The sequence below is a fragment of the Defluviimonas sp. D31 genome (assembly GCF_033436765.1).
Taxonomy (GTDB): domain Bacteria; phylum Pseudomonadota; class Alphaproteobacteria; order Rhodobacterales; family Rhodobacteraceae; genus Albidovulum.
Genome location: NZ_JAWQFN010000008.1, coordinates 119,247 through 136,115, shown reverse-complemented (window position 1 = coordinate 136,115; position 16,869 = coordinate 119,247). Strand labels below are relative to the sequence as shown.

The window sequence follows — 16,869 nt, the reverse complement described above, 5'->3', positions numbered from 1 at the left end:
TCGCAGATGCGGGCAGCGTTACCCTTTCTGACGTACGTTCGCCGGATCCCAGGCGGGTTCGCCCAGAAGCTTCATGGCGCGCCGCTCACCGAGGATGACCACCTCGAGATCGCCGGTGGCATCGGGATCCAGATAGGCGAAGGCAAGGCTCTTGCCGGTGACATGGCCGTAGCCGCCGGAGGTGCAGACACCCACCACCCTTTCGCCCAGCATCACCGCCTCGCCGCCGTAGATGTCGCAATCCGTGGCGTTGACCTCGCCATAGACGAGCCGGGTTGCAATGCCGTCCGCCCGCCGGGCCTCGGTGGCGGCGCGACCGGAGAAATCGCCCTTGTCCGGAGCGTAAAAGCGCAGGCAATCGGCCTCGACCAGTGTGATCTCGTTGGTGAGCTCGGCGCCGAAGCCGCGATAGCCCTTCTCCATGCGCAGCGCGTTGACCGCATGGCTGCCGAAATCGGCGATGCCGTGTGCCGCGCCCGATGCCCAGATCGCATCGTAGAGCGTTTCCAGCTCGGCCATGGGCGCGTGCAGCTCCCAGCCGAGCTCGCCGAGATAGGTGACCCGGAGTGCGCGGACCGGCACGTTTGCGATGGTGATCTCCTGCCCGGAAAGCCAGCGGAAGCCCGCGTTGCTCAGGTCCGCATCGGTCAGCGGCACCAGAACCTCGCGCGCCTTCGGGCCGGCGACGACCAGCATGCCGTAGGCGTCGGTGACATTGGTGATGGTCACGTCCCCACCGGCGGCGAAGCGCAGATGGTCGAGCGCCTGGCGCTCGGCGCCGGCACCGGTCAGCACATAGAACCGGTCGTCGGCGAGGCGGGTGATGGTCCATTCGCCCTCGATCCGGCCGCCCTCCGACAGGACATGGGTAAGGTTGATGCCGCCCGGCTTTCGCGGCAGCCGGTTCGCCGTCAGCCGATCGAGAAGCGCCTCGGCGCCGGGGCCGGCGACGTCGAACTTGGCGAAGATCGACAGGTCCATGATGCCCACCCGCTCTCGCACCGCGCGGCACTCGGCGGCCACCAGATCGAAGGTGTTGTTGCGCCGGTACTGCAGCTTTTCGGCAAAGCCCGCCGGGGCGAAGTACTTGGGCCGCTCCCAGCCGTGGACCTCGGTGTGGACCGCGCCTTTCGCCTTCAGCTTCTCGTAGAGCGGCGTTACCCGGTTCGGGCGGCCCGCATGGATCTCGCGGCCGGGCAGCGGGGTTTCGAACATGTTGTGATAGTCGTCGAAGCTCTTGGCGCGGGTGTAGTCCGCATCGGCATAGCCGCCGAAGCGGCGCGGATCGACGCTGGCCATGTTGATCTCGACATCGCCGTGGACCATCCACTGCGCGAGGTATTTCCCGCATCCGGCGCCCTGGGCGATGCCGATCGACGATCCGCAGCATTGCCAGTAATTCCGGACACCATGCGCTGGGCCGACCAAGGGATTGCCGTCCGGCGTGTGCGGGATGGCCCCGTTTATGATCCGCTTGATGCCCGCCTCGGCAAAGATCGGCATCCGCTCCAGCGCCTTTTCGAGCCAAGGCGCGATGCGGTCGAGATCGCCTTCGAAAAGCTCGTTCTCGCTTTGCCATTCCGGCCGGCCGCCGCGTGCCGCCCAGGCCTCCTTCGCGCCGTGATGCTCGTAGATGCCGACGAGCCCGGCCTTCTGTTCCTGGCGGTAATAGCCGGCGGTGGCCGGGTCGCGCATGACCGGCAGCTCGGTATCCAGACCCTTGAAGGCCGCCAAGGGCTCGGTCACCAGGTACTGGTGCTCCATGTTGGTTATCGGGGTTTCGACCCCCAGCCAGGCGCCGACCTCGCGGGCATAGCAGCCGCCGGCGTTGACGACGTGTTCGCAGATGACATTGCCCTGCTCGGTGACCACCTCGAATTCACCCGAGGGCAGGCGGGTGATGCCGGTCACCCGGTTGTGCCGGACGATCGTCGCGCCGAGTTGCCGCGCCCCGGCGGCCATGGCGTTGCAGGCGCTGGCCGGGTCCACATGGCCGTCCATTGTCGTATGCGCGCCGGCGAGGATGCCGTCGGTGTTCAGCCAGGGGTTCAGTTCCCGGATCCGGTCGGGGCCGATGATCTCCATCTGGAAGCCGACATTGGCGGCAAAGCCCGAGACGTGGCGGAACCAGTCGACTTCCTCCGGCGTCGTGGCCAGGCGGATGCCGCCACAGCCGTGCCAGCCGGTCGGATGGCCGGTCAGCTCCTCCAGCCGCGGATAGAGCGTGTTGGAGTAGTGATGGATCTTGGCCATGTTGTAGTTGCCGATGAAGGACGGGCACTGGCCCGCCGCATGCCATGTGGAACCGCTCGTCAACTCCGCCTTCTCGATCAGCAGCACATCCTTCCAGCCCTCCTCGGCCAGGTGATAGGCGAGGCCGACGCCCATCATGCCGCCGCCGACGATGACCACTCTCGCATGTGACTGCATCACGAACTCCGTTTCTTTCGATGGTTTACCAGACGCCGTTCCCGGCGCGCATGCGGGCCTTCGGGAGGATGATTTTGTAGCTATCGCGCAGCCGCGCATCGATCTCGGCGCCGATGTGGCTTGGGTAGTGGTCGGCGAGGATCCGGCGCACCCTGTCGCGCGCCACCTCGCGCGCCTCGCGGGCTCCGGCATCCTGCCATTCGCTGATGCTGCGGCGATCGGCGATCTCGGGGTAGAGGTAGTCGGTCTTCATCCGCGCGAAGGTCTGCGGATGACCGAGGAAGTGCCCCGCGCCCATTACCACGTCGCGGATCGCATCGAAGCTGAGCGCATCCTCGCTGACCTCGACCCCCTTCACCGTGCGCAGGATCGCGCCGAGAAGATCGTTGTCCAGCACATAGCTTTCGAATGCCGTGCCCATCAGGCTGCCCTGCATCCCGGCGCATTCGTGGATCATCGACGCCCCGGCATGGGCGGCGAGCGAGATCGTGTAGCCCTTTTCACCGCCTGCCTGGGCGTCGGGCAACTTGCTGTCGGTCATGCCCGCGGGGACGGAGTTCGGCAGGTCGTAGAACCCCGCCATCTGGGCGCAGGCCGCCGACAGGAGCGCCTGCTCGCCCGAACCGCCCGACATGGCGCCGGTGCGCAGGTCCGACACGAAGGGCCAGGTGGCGAAGATGCCCCGGCAATCGGGCTCGATGATGTTGCACAGGATCAGCCCCGCGAGCACCTCGGCACAGGCCTGCGCCACTGCTCCGGCAAGCGCCGCCGGCGCCGTTGCCCCGGCCTGGCCGGCCGAGACGAGAAGGATCGGCATTCCGGCAAGGACCGCCGCTTCCAGCGCGTCGCAGCTTTCGGTGGCAAAGCGCATCGGCGGCACGACATGGCAGCATACGGCGGTGCAGAAGGGCCGTTCGCGGAACTTGCCCTCGCCGCCCGCGACCATGTCCAGCATCGGCTGCACGGCGCGCACGCTGTTGCCGTCGGTGTAGCTGACGGCAACCGACTTGGTCGTGCCCGAGAGGCAGGCATAGGTGGTGTTGATGTCGAGATCGAGGATCGTGTCGGTGTCGCGCGCCACGACGGAGCGATGATACCAGTGGATATTGTCGAGCCGGTCCACGAGACGGGCGATGTCATAGAGATCGGCCACAGTGCTTTCACGGTACTTTCCGCTGTGGAAGTCCATGATCGTTGGCGCCGCCCCGCCGGTGCCCGTGTGCACGCGCCGGCCGCCGATCTCCAGATCGTGGATCGGGTCTAGCCCATGCAGGGTGAACTTGCGCCTTGTGCGGGCGATTACGTCCTCGACCAGCGCGCGGGGAAACCGCAGGCGGCCGTCGTCGTCGACCCGGCACCCGGCCTCGACCGCGCGCCGCTCCAGGCTTGGCGTGACCTGCGAAAGCCCCAGGTCTTCGAGAAGGCGCAGAACCAGCTGGTGGATGCGCTCCATCTCGGGGCCGGTGAGGGGCTGGTAGTGCCCTCCGATCATGCCGGGCGTGATCGGAGGAAGCGCGGGCGTCACCTCGGCGCCGCCGCCGCGCCCCGGGCGTTTGGATCGGCGAAGCGAGACATTGGTCATGACGGCCCTCCAGAGGTCTTCCGAGGGCGCAGTTGAACGACTTTGTCATCGTGGTTCAAACGATCAATTCGAATGCAATACATTCCCCAGGATCATGCGTCACGCGGAGCCCCGTCGACCTCGTCCCTTATCCACTGCAGAAAGCTGGCGATGTCCGGGTCATCCGCGTCTGTTTCCAATGCGCCGACGTAATAGCCCTCGCGCGTCTCCAGTACCTTGTCGACCGGGCACACCAGACGGCCCTCGGCCAGCATCGGGTCGGTGATGTAGCTCCAGCCCAGCGCCACGCCGCGCCCGGCTTCGGCCGCCTGGATGATCATCGGATAGCTGTTCAGCCGGACGCCGCGCCGCACCGGCTGACCCGTCGCGCCCTGCGTCGCGAGCCAGACGCGCCAGTCCACGCCACCCCAGATGTTGCCGCCGCCATCGAGATGCAGAAGCGTCTGGTCGAGCATGTCCGAGGCCGAGCGAAGCTCCGGGTGGCTTCGCAGATAGGCCTGACTGCAAACCGGGTAGACCCGCTCCCCGAACAGAAGGTACGAGCGGGCGCCCTCCCATTGCCCGGAACCGTACAGTATCGCCACGTCCACGCCTTCCTGGCGAAGGTCCACCCTCTGGTCCGTCGCGAGAATCCTCAGGTCGATTTCTGGATGCCGGGCACTGAACCGCTCCAGCCGCGGCATCAGCCAGTAGTAGGAAAAGGCGACCGAGGCCGCGACGGTGATCTGCGGGTTCTCCGTCGCCGCGCGCAGCCCGGCGACGCAGTCCTCGATCTCCCGCAGGCCACGCGTCACGGATTCGAACAGCCGCCGCCCCTCTGCGGTCGGCTCGATCGCCCGGTGCAGGCGCCGGAAGAGCGGCAGGCCCAGCTGGTCCTCCAGCGCCCTGATCTGCCGGCTGACGGCGCTTTGCGTCAGGCATAACTCATCCGCCGCAAGCGTGAAGCTCTTTCGCCGGGCCACGGCCTCGAATGTGTGGAACAACGACAGGGACGGCATCGTGTATCGTTTCAAGCGGCTCTCCTGCGGCACGTTTCACTCGCGCTCGTCGATCATTGTTTTCCGGCCCGCCGAAATGCAACACCGCCGGAGACGTTGCGCCAGCCACGTGGGCGCCGCCGGGGAGAGCCGCCTTCCGGCCGCACAATCGGATTGCGGAGCGCCCGGGGTGTATTCACCGGTCAGTTCGCCGAGCCTCCGGTGGTTCCGTCTCGGCTGAGCGACCACATCTCGCGCAGGTCGAGGTTCTGCGTGAAGTGATGGATCAGCGCCAGCGTGCCGTGGCCGATGAGATAAGCCCAGACGAGGTTTGCGAGGCTGGTATGGACGAACATTACCAGCCCGACCAGCCCGCCCGCATCGGGATTGCCCGCGTTGATGGCGTAATAGACCGTGCCCGTCCCCGCCATCGCGGTCATCAGTAAAAGGCCGAGTCCGTGGACCGCCGAGGCCAGCGGCGATTGCGCATCGTAAACCGGTATCCGAAAGCGGGTGAGCGATCCGAGATGCGCCTTTGAATCGGCCCAAAGCGCCGCGAGCCGCGCGCCTGAGAACCAGGGCAGCAGGAGGCCCCAGGCCGTGCCACGGCGCCGGAAGGTCGCGGCCATCCAGAAACCAAGGACAAAAGCGAAGGCGGCAAGACCGGCATACTCGTGCAGGGTAAAAAAGGCATTGCCGGCGCTGCCGGGCTCGACCGGTTCCATCACCTGGCTGGTGCCAAGCTGAGTCAGGACGGCGAGAGCCAATCCGATATGGGCCAGTCGGGTGGCGAATGAGTGCTTTGTCGGCGCAAGTGCGGTGGGCATGTCAGAACCTGTTGCGGATGGAGGGTGGACGGAGTGTCATTCATCCCTTCGCGTCGGAACCTGCCGCCCCGCTTTCCTGAGCTATACGGATTTGTAAGGTAGTGCCCCGGATGATGCATCTGGCCGAGAGGCAGGCCGCTTCGCTTGCAAGACATTCGGCGTGAGAGCATTCGCTCTTGCAGTGCGGACGGCAAGAATCCGCGGCCGGATTTCATTTGGTGTCGTGGCAAAATGATGCAATCATGACCGCGTCCGGGTCGCCGGTGTGTATTCGCGCAATGTCTTGGGCCGAAAAGCAAACGGAGTATATGATGCGCAAGTTTATGCTTACTACATGCAGTGCGGCGGCACTCGCACTCTTGGCTGGGCAAGCCGCGGCACAATCTGGCGACTGGAGTTACTCCGCGACCTTCTACCTTTTCGGAGCGGAAACCAAGAACAGCGTCGGTACGGCATTCGGAACTGTCGAGTCCAAGCTGAGTTTCTCCGACGCGCTCGACAATCTCGACCTGGCGCTGATGGGCGCATTCGAGGCGAGAAACGGGCGCTGGTCCCTGCTTGCGGACTATATGCTCACCGATCTCTCCATCCCCGGGGGGGCGGTGCTGGGCGGCGCGTTCTCGGGTACCGATTTTGACGCGCGCACGCAGATATTTTCCGGCTACGCGATGTACACGGTCTATGAAGAGCCTGCCGCATCGATCGACCTTGCCGGAGGCTTCAGGTGGTTCAGCACCGACAACACTCTCGAGCTGTTTTCGGGCGCTCTGCCGGGGCGTCGGGTGTCCGTTGGCGACGATTGGGTCGACCCGGTGATCGGCGCGAGGGTACGGTTCCCCATCGCCGACCGGTGGAGCGGCACGATCCTTGCGGACTACGGCGGATTCAGCAGCGACAGCGAGACGTGGCAGGCGCTCGGCACTGTAAACTACGAAATCAACCAGAACTGGGTGATCAGGGGCGGCTGGCGTTACATCACCTTCGATCACGACATCAGCGGCCGGGGCTTCAGGTTCACCCAGTCCGGTCCCATCCTCGGGGCGACATACCGCTTCTGACGGGCCATTCCCAAACGGTACGGTTGCGGGTGACGGCAACCGCTGGGATCATATCCCCAGCAGATTGGTACCGATTACGGTGGCCGCACCGGCAACGCCAAGGACGATGCCAAGCGCAAGTGCCGTCGTGAAGAGGCCGGCCACGACCCAAAGCCCGTCGCGGGCGGTGAAGCCGAGCGACAGGAGTATGATCGAGATCGCCGGCATCGTGTTGCCGAACGGCACCGGCAGCGTCACCATAAGCGCAAGGAAAAGCACGATCGCACCGTAGATCCGGTCGAGGAACGCCTGTCCCCAGGGCCAGAGCCGCGGATGGGCGAGGCGCTCGATCCGCTGCAGGTAGGGCAGGGCGCGCTCAACTCCCCGTTGGAGCGCGGCGCGATCGAAGCTGCGGTCGCGGAGGCTCGCCGGCAGCCAGAGCGTGCGGGCTCCGATGAGGAGCGCAAGGCCGAGGAACACCAGCGGCAGGCCGAGCACGGTCGAGGAGCCGGGGATGATCGTGACGACGTTGATCATCCCCATGAGCAGGATCAGGGGCGCGAGCCCGCGCGAGGAGAGATGACCGACCAGCTCGCCGAGCGTGAGCCGCGGGGCGGGGCCGGACACCGCTTCGACGAGGACCTGCGACAGGGGCTTGGGCTCGCGAAACGGGCCGTGGGGCTCTTCGCTCATGTCCGGAAAGTGAACGGGCGCGTTCATCGCGGGGCGGATCCGCGCTGGGCGGAGGGGCGGCGCATTTCTCTACCTCATGGCCGCCGGAATGCCGCCGCCGGTGATCGGGGCGGGTGGGGCGCTAGCGTCTTAAATGGGCCGCCGCCCCGGCGCGTCAAGAGCGTCTGCCGGGGCGGCGGCGGGTTTCGGCCGGCCTCAGGGCCGCTTCGTCGCGGGCGCGCCGCCCTCGAACCAGTTGGGCCTCGCGTAGTCGCAGGGCGCCTCCTGCATCTCGAGGTGCAGGCGCGTCCCGGTGTAGGGATGGGAGCGCGCGAGATCCTCGTCGAACTCGATGCCGAGACCTGGGGTGTCCGGGACGATGACGTAGCCCTCTTCCCACTTGATCGAGTTCTTGATGAGCTTGAGGTGGAAGGCGCCGCCGGTCTCGATCGTCTCGACCATAAGGAGGTTCGGGATCGAGGCGCCGAGCTGGATGTTGGCCGCCCATTCCACCGGGCCGGCATAGAGATGCGGGGCCATCTGGGCGGTAAAGACCTCGGCGATGGCGGCGAGCTTCTTCATCTCCCAGATCCCGCCGGCGCGGCCGAGGGCGGGCTGAAGGATGCGGGCGCCGCCGGTCCTGAGCACGGTCGCAAACTCGGCCTTGGTGGTAAAGCGTTCGCCGGTCGCGACCGGGATCCGAACCGCCTTCTGCACCTCGGCGAAGTCCAAAAGGTTGTCGGGCGGGATCGGCTCCTCGTACCAGAGCGGCCCATAGGGCTCGATCGCCTGGGCAAGCCGGATCGCACCGGCGACGTTGAACTGGCCGTGGGTGCCGAAGAGGAGGTCGGCGCGGTCGCCGACCGCCTCGCGGATCGCCTTGCAGAAGGCGGCCGAGCGGGAGATGTCGGACTGGCTGGGATCGTGGCCGCCGCGGATCGTGTAGGGGCCGGCGGGGTCGAACTTTACGGCGGTGAAGCCCATGTCCGCGAAGCGTGCCGCCGCCTCGGCGGCCATGTCGGGGCTGACCCAGAACTCGGCCGTCTCCTTGCCCGCTTCGGGGTAGAGATAGGTGTAGGAGCGCAGCCGCTCGTTGATCTTTCCGCCGAGGAGGGCGTGGACCGGGCGGCCTCGCGCCTTGCCGATGATGTCCCAGCAGGCGATCTCGAGCCCCGAGAAGGCGCCCATCACGGTGAGGTCGGGGCGCTGGGTGAAGCCCGAGGAATAGGCGCGGCGGAACATCAGTTCGATGTTTTCCGGGTTTTCGCCGGCCATGTGGCGGTTGAAGACGTCGGTGATGACGGTCTCCATCGCCTTGGGCCCGACCGAGGAGGCGTAGCATTCGCCGTAGCCGGTGATGCCGTCATCGGTGGTGAGCTTGGTGAAGATCCAGTAGCGGCCGCCCCAGCCGGGGGCGGGGGGAGCTACGGTGAAGATCTCGAGGTCCTTGAGGCGCATGTCCTGTCCTTTCTGGCGTGGCGGGGGGCTTCGCGCCCCCCCGGGCCCGGGCGGGGCCCGGGCCTCCCCCCGCGGGGTATTTCGGCAATGAAGAAATCAGAAGATGAGTGCGTTTCGGCGGGCGGCTCCGGATCTGGTGTCGGCGATGGCGTCGTTGATCTCGTCGAGGCTCCAGCGGCCAGAGATCAACTCGTCGAGCTTGAGCCGGCCCTGCAGGTAGAGATCGGTGATCCAGGGGATGTCGCGGGCGAGCACGGTGTCGCCCATGAGCGAGCCGGTCATGCTCTGGCCGGTCGCGGCGAGGAGCACCGGTTCGTAAGTTGAGGTCGCGCCGGAATGCGGCATGCCGACCGCGACCATGCGGCCGCCGGGGGCGAGGAAGCGCGGCGCGGTGTCATAGGCGGGGATCGCGCCCACGGTGACGAGCACGGCGTCGGCGCCGCGCCCGGCGATGCGTTTTGCTTCCGTCCAGGGTTTCGGAAGGGTGGCGAGGACGCCGTCGGTGGCGCCGAACTCGATCGCGGTGGCGAGCTTGTCGGCGCTCATGTCGACGGCGATGATGCGCGCGGCGCCGGCGAGGCGGGCGCCCTGGATCGCATTGAGGCCTACGCCGCCGGCGCCGATCACCGTCACCACCTCGCCGGGGCGGATGCGGGCGGTGTTGACCGCGGCGCCGAGCCCGGTGATCACGCCGCAGGAAAGAAGTGCGGCGGCGTCCATCGGGATGCCTTCGGGAAGGGGCGCGAGCTGGCTTGTCTGGACCACGACGCGTTCGGCGAAGGCGCCGCAATTCAGGCCCTGCGCGAGCGGCGCGCCGTTCCAGCTGAGCGGGCAGTCGCCGCCGGGGGGCGTGGCGCAAAGGACCGGGCGGCCGGTGGCGCAGGGCGTGCATGTGCCGCAGTTGCGGATCAGCGTGACGAGGACCGGATCGCCGGGCGCGTAGGCGACAACACCGGGGCCGGTGGCGCTGACCCGGCCGGCCGCCTCGTGGCCATAGACCGCGGGCAGCGCTCCGCCCCAGCCACCGTCGATATAGGAGATGTCCGAAAAGCAGATCGCGCAGGCGTCGAGCGTCACCTCGACCTCGCCGGGGCCGGGCGCGCGCAGATCGACCGTCTCGACCGTGAGCGGTTGGCCGAAGGCGTGGCAGATGGCGGCGCGGATCTGGGGCATTGCGGTCTCCGTTCGGGGTCAGGCTACGGGGTCGGCGGGGGCGGATTCGCGCGAACGCGCGACAAGGATGATGACGCAAACGACCACCAGCGCGGCGGCGAGCAGGAACGGCGCGCCGGGGAAGTAGGGCGCGGCGTCGGGCCGGGTGAACCACGAGAAGGTCCCGGTCATCAGCATCGGCGAGAGGATCATGCCGACGGCGGTGAGCGAGGCGATCACGCCCTGAAGCTCGCCCTGCTGGTCGTCGGGGGTGCCGTTCGACATCAATCCCTGCATCGCCGGTCCGGCGACGCTGCCGAAGGCGGCGATGGCGGTGAAGACGATGGCGGCGGAGCCGGAGGTGACGAAGGCGAAGAAGAGGCAGGCCGCGAACTCGATCCAGAGACCGTAGAGTGCCGCGCGGCGTTCGCCCACGGCGCGGATCACCGGGCCGATGGCGAAGGCCTGCACGAGCGTGAAGAAGAGCCCGTAGACGGCGAGAGAGACGCCGATCATGAACGGCTCCCAGTCGAACCGGGCCTTGCCGTAGAAGGCCCAGACCGCCTCGTAGACATGGAGCGCGACGTTGTAGACGAGGTAGAGCGCGAGGAGCCGTCCGAGGCCGGGCAGCCGGCCGATGGCGCGGAACGAGGCGAGGGGATTGGCCCGCGCCCAGGAGAAGGGGCGGCGGATCCGGTCGGTCACGGATTCCGGCAGGACGACGAGTCCAAGCACGAGATTGGCGGCCGAAAGCGCCGCCGCACCCCAGAAGGGCGCGCGGATGCCGAGGGTCGAAAGCAGGCTGCCGAGGAACGGGCCGGCGATGAAGCCGAGCCCGAAGGCCGCGCCGATCAGGCCGAAATTCTTCGCGCGGTCCTCTTTCGGCGAGATGTCGGCCATGTAGGCAGAGGCGGTGGTGTAGGTCGCCGCGGTGATCCCGGCGACGACTCGTCCGACAAGGAGGAGCCAGATCGTGCCGGCGACCGCCATGATCGCGTAGTCGAGCGCCATCACGCCGAGCGCGGTCAGCATCACCGGCCGTCGCCCGAAACGGTCGGAGAGGTTGCCGACGACGGGGCCGAAGAGGAACTGCATCACCGCGAAGGAGGTGGCGAGCACCCCGCCCCAAAGGGCTGCATGCGAGATGTCGGCGCCGGTCACGTCGGCGAGGAGGTCGGGCATGACCGGGAAGATGATGCCGATTCCGATGGCATCGATCATCACGGTCATCAGGATGAATATCAGCGCGAGGCGGTTCTGCATGGGATGTCCTGCCCCTTGGGCCGGGATACGCTAGCGGACGCCGCGCGGCGGGGAAAGGCGGGAAATCCCTGCCGTGGAATCTGGGCGGGCCCGGTATCGCCCCCCACCCCCATCCCCTCCCCACGAGGGGGAGGGGAGGCGCTTCAACCGGACGTGTCGCCTTCGAGGGGGATCAGGGGCTGGTTCCGGGCGATCTCGTCGAGGCGGCGGGCGAGGAGGGCGGGGGCCGAGAGGAACGGCGAATGGCCGGTCGGCAGGGCGCTGACATGGGTGGCCGGGAAGCCGGCGCTCATCGTGGTCTGGTAGTCGGGCGGGATCGCGTGGTCGTCGTCGCAGCGGATGTAGTGCTTCTCGACCGAGGGCCAGTGGCGGAGCGGCGGCAGTGCGGTCGACTGTGGCGCTATGGGTTCGGGGCAGAGCCTGGCCAGAGCGTGGGCCAGCGCCGTCTCGGAGCAGTCGTGAAAGAAGGTCGCGCGCGCCTTCTCCGGGTCGATCCGGTAGCTGATGCCGTCGGGGTCGGCGTGGACCGCGCCGGCAAGCGGCTGGCTCGGCCCGGCGCGGCGCATCTCGATCATCGAGAGTCCGGGGGCGGGGACATAGGCGCAAAGATACACGAGCCGGGTGATCTTTTCCGGTGCGCGCTCGGCCGCGAGGGTGATCGGGTAGCCGCCGGCGGAATGGCCGACCAGCGTCACCGGCTCGTAGATGGCGGCAAGGATCGCCTCAGCGTAGAGATCGAGCGTCGCCGCCGCCGCCGGGGTCGGGTCTGCGCCGTGGGCGGGCAGGTCGATGGCCTTCGCCTCGTGCCCCAGGTGGGCGAGCGCCGCGATAACGCCGCTCCAGCACCAGGCGCCGTGGCAGGAGCCGTGGATCAGGAGGAACCGCGCCATCGTTCAGACATGGCCGATGGCGGTCAGGAAGCCGGTCAGGAGGGCCGCGTAGTCCGCGGGCTTCTCGACCGGCGGCAGGTGGCCCGCGCCGCGGATGAGCTCGAACCGCGCCCCGCGGATCAGGCCCGCGGTCTCGCGCACGAGATCGGGCGGCGTGGCGCCGTCCTCGGAGCCGGCAAGCACCAGCGTCGGCAGGGTAAGGCCGGAGGTGGGCGTGATGAAATCGGTCCCTGCGATCGCGGCGGCGGTGCCGGCATAGCCCTCGACCGGCTGCCGGGTGAGCATGTTGCGCCAGCCCAGCATTTCGGGCGTGGCGCGGAAGGGCTTCGAGAACCATCGCTCCATCAGCCCGTCGGCGATCGCCTCGATCCCGTCCTTGCGGACCGCCGCGATGCGGTTGGCCCACATCTGCTGGGTGCCGATCTTGGCCGCGGTGTTCGACAAGACCAGGGCGCGGACGAGGTCGAGCCGCTTCACGGCGAGGCCTTGGGCGATCAGCCCGCCGACCGAGAGGCCGACGAAGACGCAGTCGCGCACCCCGAGCCCGTCGAGCAGCCGCTCGGCATCGCGGATCAGCGCGCCCATCGCGTAGGGGCCGGGCGGGCAGGAGGACAGCCCGTGGCCGCGCTTGTCGTAGCGGATCAGGCGGAGCCCCTGTGGCAGCAGCGGCACGAGCTTGTCCCACATCCGCAGATCGTTGCCGAGCGAGTTGGCGAAGACCACCGGCGCGCCGGCCGGGTCGCCGTCCTCGCGCCAGTGGAGCTGGATGTCGCCGAGATCGAGAATGTTCATCGCGTGCCTTCCGGGGTTGCTCCGGCATCCTGCGGCGGCGACGACGGATCCACAAGACCGCGCCGGTCTCGCGGCGGTAGGGATTTGCGCCGTGCCGGTGGCAATGCTACCACTTCGACGTGACGGGTATTGGATATGGTGTGATTGATCATGGCCGGTCGGAACCTGCGCCGGGTGCTGTTTCGGCTGCACGCCTTGGTCGGGCTGAACCTCAGCCTTCTGTTCGCGCTCAGTTTCGTGACCGGGACGCTCCTTCTCTTCTCGCCGGAACTAATCCTTGCCGGACGGCCGGATCTGTGGCTGGCGCGCCTGACGCCAAGCGAACAACACTCCTTCGGCGCGGCCTATGACGACATACTGAAGGCCGATCCCGATACGTCCGTCTTCATCATGCGGCGTTCCGAGCGGCCCTGGTTTGGCGACATAGCCTACGTAAAGGACGTGCGTGGCCGGCCGCGGATGGTCTGGACCGATCCGGCGGATGGGAAGGTGCTCGGCTCGGGCGGGGCGGGGCTCGCCGCGGCGCGCAACGCGATCCGCGAGATACATGTCAACTTCCTGACCCGGTGGAAACCGGTGGAGGTCGCCGTGACGGCGCTTTCGGTCGTGCTCTTCGCGATGGTGGTCACCGGGCTCGTCACCTACCGCCGATTTTGGCGGGGGATGTTCCGCTGGCCCGCGCCGGGCGGCGATACCCGGCAGAGAATGGGAATGTGGCATCGGCTGGTTGCGGTCTGGGTCTGGCCGTTCCTGCTGATCGCGAGTCTGACCGGGATGGTGTTCCTGCTCGACCATGTCGGCATGAGCGCGCGCTATCCGCCCCCCGGCGATCTTGCCGAGCGCGCGTGGCGGTTGCCCGACGGCTTCGGCGGCCGCGACCTCGACCGGCTGGTTGCCGCCGCCGAGGCGGCGGTTCCGGGGCTGGTCGCGACCCAGATCACGCTTCCCGGCTTGCCGCGAGATCCGTTCGTGGTCGCCGGTCATATCGCCGACCGGGGGGAGATTTTCGGACCGGCGCAGGTTCAGTTCGATCCAGCGACGACGGAGATTGTCGCGCGGTCAGTGCCCGAGACCGGCAATGCGATGGCCCGGATCCTGCCGGTGGCGATCGGCCTTCACTATGGCAATTGGGGCGGATTCGTCTCGCTCATCGCCTGGGTTGTTTTCGGTCTCGGGGCGGTCACGCTTTCCGTAACGGGAATGAGAGTCTTCGCCGCGCGGCTCCGACCGGGGCGAACCGATCTGCCGGTGGGCGGTTTGCGGGTCTTTCTCGACGGGCTTGGTCCGGTGAAATGGGCTTATGCGGCGCTTGTCGCCGCGATGGCCGCAATGGCGCTGATCCACGCGATCTGACGGCTGTCGGCGCGCCTTCCGGCGACCCCGCGCGGGCTCAGGCGAACAAGCCGTGGGAGCAAACGATTCTCGCCAAGATTGAGCGGCGCGCATCCTGGCGGCCCCATCAACGATTTCGTCGCCATGTCGTGAGAGGTGAAAAAAGAGTAAAATCAATCGCCCTAGGGTTAAGTCGCGGTTACGCCAATCTTGCGCCAAAATTCGGCCTCTTTCATCCTGTGAACAATTGTACCCAGGGGTGATGTTGCGTTCTTCTGTGTGAGTTGAGCCGGCGTTTGAGATGCGCCGAGCGTAGCTTTTACATTGGTGCGGCCGTAAAAAAACTTGGGTAAGAGAATGACAGTGCAAGCGCAACTTGACGCGGAAACCCCTGCGGAGCAGGAAGACTTCGTGGACGAGCTTTCGGCGGGCACGAAACTACTGAACGGCCAATACACGATCTCCCGATTTCTCAACCATGGCGGGTTCGGGATCACCTATCTGGCCAAGGACAGTCTCGACCGCGACGTGGTGATAAAGGAATGCTTCCCGGGCGCGTTCTGCCGGCGCTCGAACGCGATCGTCGGCGCCCGCTCGCGCGCCCATCAGGCCGAGTTCCGCTCGATCGTGCGGCTCTTCGTGCAAGAGGCGCGCAACCTATCCAAGCTGGTCCATCCCAACATCGTCGGTGTTCACCAGGTCTTCGAGGACAACGATACCGCCTACATGGCGATCGACTACGTAAACGGCCGCGATCTTCTGGACTTGATCGAGGATCCGGAGATCGAATTCGCGCCGGCGCGGATCGTTTCGATTACGCGCAGGCTTCTTGACGCCGTGGCCTTCGTGCATGACAACGGCCTTCTGCACCGCGACATCTCGCCCGACAACATCCTCATCAACGGAGCCGGAGAGCCGATCCTGATCGACTTCGGGGCCGCCCGCGAGGAAGCCACGCGCGCGAGCCGGGCGCTTTCGGCGCTCCGGGTCGTCAAGGACGGCTATTCGCCTCAGGAATTCTACATCGCGGGCAGCGATCAGGGGCCCTGGAGCGATCTCTACGCGCTCGGCGCCTCGATCTACCACGCGATCGCTGGGGAGGCTCCGGTCAACAGCCAGGTGCGGCTCGCCGCCATCGCCGAATCCAAACCGGACCCCTACAAGCCGCTCGCGGGGCGGTTCCCGGGATACCCCGGTGGCTACCTCGAGACGGTGGACCAGGCGCTGAACGTGCTGCCGCGCAACCGCATTCAGTCGGCCGGTGACTGGCTGACGCTTCTGGACGGGGCGGTCGCGGTTTCGGTCGCTGAGGCGGCCGCGGCGATCGAGGCAGCGGTGGCCGAGATGGTGGCCGTGTCCGGGCAGGAGGACGCCGCGGAGCCACAGGATGAGCCACAGGAGCGGGCGCAGGCCTCTGTGCCCAAGGGCGGCACCGTGCAGGGGAAGGCGGCAGAGTCGCAGGACAAGAGGCAGGACGAACCGCAGGACGAACCGCAGGCCTCCACGCCGGATGATGGCGCCGGGCGGACGGAGGCCGCCGCTTTGCGGCCGGCCGGTCGCAAGGGGCGGCGCGGCCTGGTGCTCGGTACCGCGGCGCTGGCGATCGTGGCGGCGGTCGGCGTCGCGATGACGATGAACGGCTCGGAGCCCGTAGCAGCGACGGCCCCGTCCGCGCCCCTGGTGGCGGAGAAGGCGGCCGAGCCCAAGGCGAGTGAAGCCGAGACGGCGGAGACTGCTGGGACTGAAGCCGAGACGACGGAGACTGCTGCGGCTGAACCTGTGGCGGCGGAGACTGCTGCATTGGAGAGCGCGGCGACCGAAGGCGCGGCGGCGGTTCCAGCGCGCGCCGAACTCTCCTACGCGGTCTGGGACGTGTCGCTGCCCTTCGCGTCCGAATACCGCGTGATCGGCAACACGCGTTTCGCGCGGCTGACCGGCGTCAACGAGGGTGTCGACCCGGCCCTTGTCGCCGACTGGATGGTCGATGGCGCCATGATCTTCGCGGTCAACGGCCGGCCGGTCTCGACCACGATTGACCTGGCCTCGCAGGTGCTGCGCGACATCGCGGTCGGCAAGGACGGAATGGTCCGCGCCGATCTTCGGATCAAGGCGCCGGGCGGTGCGAAATACCAGGGTGTCGAAATCGCCATTCCCGCCGTGCGCCGCGTCGGCCTGGCCGATGCGACGAGCCTCGAGAGCCGTCTTGTCGACGGCGCATGGAAGACTGTTGCGGTCGGTAAGGCCGAGGGCGCGGCGTCCAGTCTGCAAGACGGAGACGTGCTCCTGCGCGAGGCTGCCACCAAAACGCGGTTCGACGCTGCGGATTCCGCCGAGCGTCTCATCGCGAAGCTGGCCGACGGTGGAACGACGGAGGCGACGCTCGAAGTGCAGCGTGGTGGCCAGACCGTGACAGTGACAGTGTCGCTGGCCCCCGCTGGCTGAGCGGTCGGCGGAGGC

General features: G+C 67.4%; 13 protein-coding genes. 3 read left to right on the top strand and 10 right to left on the bottom strand.

Annotated elements, in window-relative coordinates; translation table 11 throughout:
- Positions 1 to 18: 18 nt before the first annotated feature.
- From R5H32_RS14990 to R5H32_RS14975, 4 genes are all read right to left on the bottom strand, one after another.
- On the bottom strand, positions 19 to 2,430 hold the full coding sequence (locus tag R5H32_RS14990) for an FAD-dependent oxidoreductase (protein ID WP_318339496.1): 2,412 nt from the start codon (positions 2,428 to 2,430) through the stop codon (positions 19 to 21).
- A 25-nt stretch (positions 2,431 to 2,455) separates the two neighbouring features.
- Positions 2,456 to 4,012, bottom strand: a complete 1,557-nt coding sequence (locus tag R5H32_RS14985; RefSeq protein ID WP_318339495.1) for a trimethylamine methyltransferase family protein — start codon at positions 4,010 to 4,012, stop codon at positions 2,456 to 2,458.
- Positions 4,013 to 4,104: 92 nt separating this feature from the next.
- Positions 4,105 to 5,025 carry a LysR substrate-binding domain-containing protein gene (locus R5H32_RS14980; protein WP_318339494.1) on the bottom strand — a complete coding sequence of 307 codons (921 nt, stop codon included), beginning with the start codon at positions 5,023 to 5,025 and terminating at the stop codon, positions 4,105 to 4,107.
- A 167-nt stretch (positions 5,026 to 5,192) separates the two neighbouring features.
- Positions 5,193 to 5,816: a cytochrome b/b6 domain-containing protein gene (locus R5H32_RS14975; protein WP_318339493.1), complete on the bottom strand. Its 624-nt coding sequence runs from the start codon at positions 5,814 to 5,816 to the stop codon at positions 5,193 to 5,195.
- Between the two features lie 311 nt (positions 5,817 to 6,127).
- Between R5H32_RS14975 and R5H32_RS14970 the strand changes: the two genes are divergently transcribed.
- Positions 6,128 to 6,874, top strand: coding sequence for a porin family protein (locus tag R5H32_RS14970; protein ID WP_318339492.1), 747 nt, complete (start codon positions 6,128 to 6,130; stop codon positions 6,872 to 6,874).
- 48 nt (positions 6,875 to 6,922) lie between these two features.
- Here the strand turns inward: R5H32_RS14970 and R5H32_RS14965 are convergent, their stop codons facing one another.
- The 6 genes from R5H32_RS14965 to pcaD all read right to left on the bottom strand — a co-directional run bounded on the left by R5H32_RS14965 (position 6,923) and on the right by pcaD (position 13,080).
- Entirely contained in the window at positions 6,923 to 7,546 is a 624-nt protein-coding gene (locus tag R5H32_RS14965) for an exopolysaccharide biosynthesis protein (protein WP_318339491.1), read from the bottom strand.
- 195 nt (positions 7,547 to 7,741) lie between these two features.
- A complete protein-coding gene (locus tag R5H32_RS14960) occupies positions 7,742 to 8,983 on the bottom strand; it encodes a mandelate racemase/muconate lactonizing enzyme family protein (RefSeq protein WP_318339490.1) in 1,242 nt (413 codons plus the stop codon).
- A gap of 96 nt (positions 8,984 to 9,079) precedes the next feature.
- Entirely contained in the window at positions 9,080 to 10,156 is a 1,077-nt protein-coding gene (locus tag R5H32_RS14955; protein WP_318339489.1) for a Zn-dependent alcohol dehydrogenase, read from the bottom strand.
- A gap of 18 nt (positions 10,157 to 10,174) precedes the next feature.
- Entirely contained in the window at positions 10,175 to 11,398 is a 1,224-nt protein-coding gene (locus tag R5H32_RS14950) for a TCR/Tet family MFS transporter (RefSeq protein ID WP_318339488.1), read from the bottom strand.
- Between the two features lie 143 nt (positions 11,399 to 11,541).
- On the bottom strand, positions 11,542 to 12,288 hold the full coding sequence (locus tag R5H32_RS14945; protein WP_318339487.1) for an alpha/beta fold hydrolase: 747 nt from the start codon (positions 12,286 to 12,288) through the stop codon (positions 11,542 to 11,544).
- Between the two features lie 3 nt (positions 12,289 to 12,291).
- Positions 12,292 to 13,080, bottom strand: a complete 789-nt coding sequence (gene pcaD, locus R5H32_RS14940) for a 3-oxoadipate enol-lactonase (protein ID WP_318339486.1) — start codon at positions 13,078 to 13,080, stop codon at positions 12,292 to 12,294.
- Positions 13,081 to 13,230: 150 nt separating this feature from the next.
- Here pcaD and R5H32_RS14935 point away from each other — a divergent pair, with 150 nt between their 5' ends.
- Positions 13,231 to 14,433 (top strand): PepSY-associated TM helix domain-containing protein, encoded by a 1,203-nt coding sequence (locus R5H32_RS14935; protein WP_318339485.1) that lies wholly within the window; start codon positions 13,231 to 13,233, stop codon positions 14,431 to 14,433.
- Positions 14,434 to 14,823: 390 nt separating this feature from the next.
- On the top strand, positions 14,824 to 16,854 hold the full coding sequence (locus tag R5H32_RS14930; protein WP_318339484.1) for a protein kinase domain-containing protein: 2,031 nt from the start codon (positions 14,824 to 14,826) through the stop codon (positions 16,852 to 16,854).
- Positions 16,855 to 16,869 lie beyond the last annotated feature (15 nt).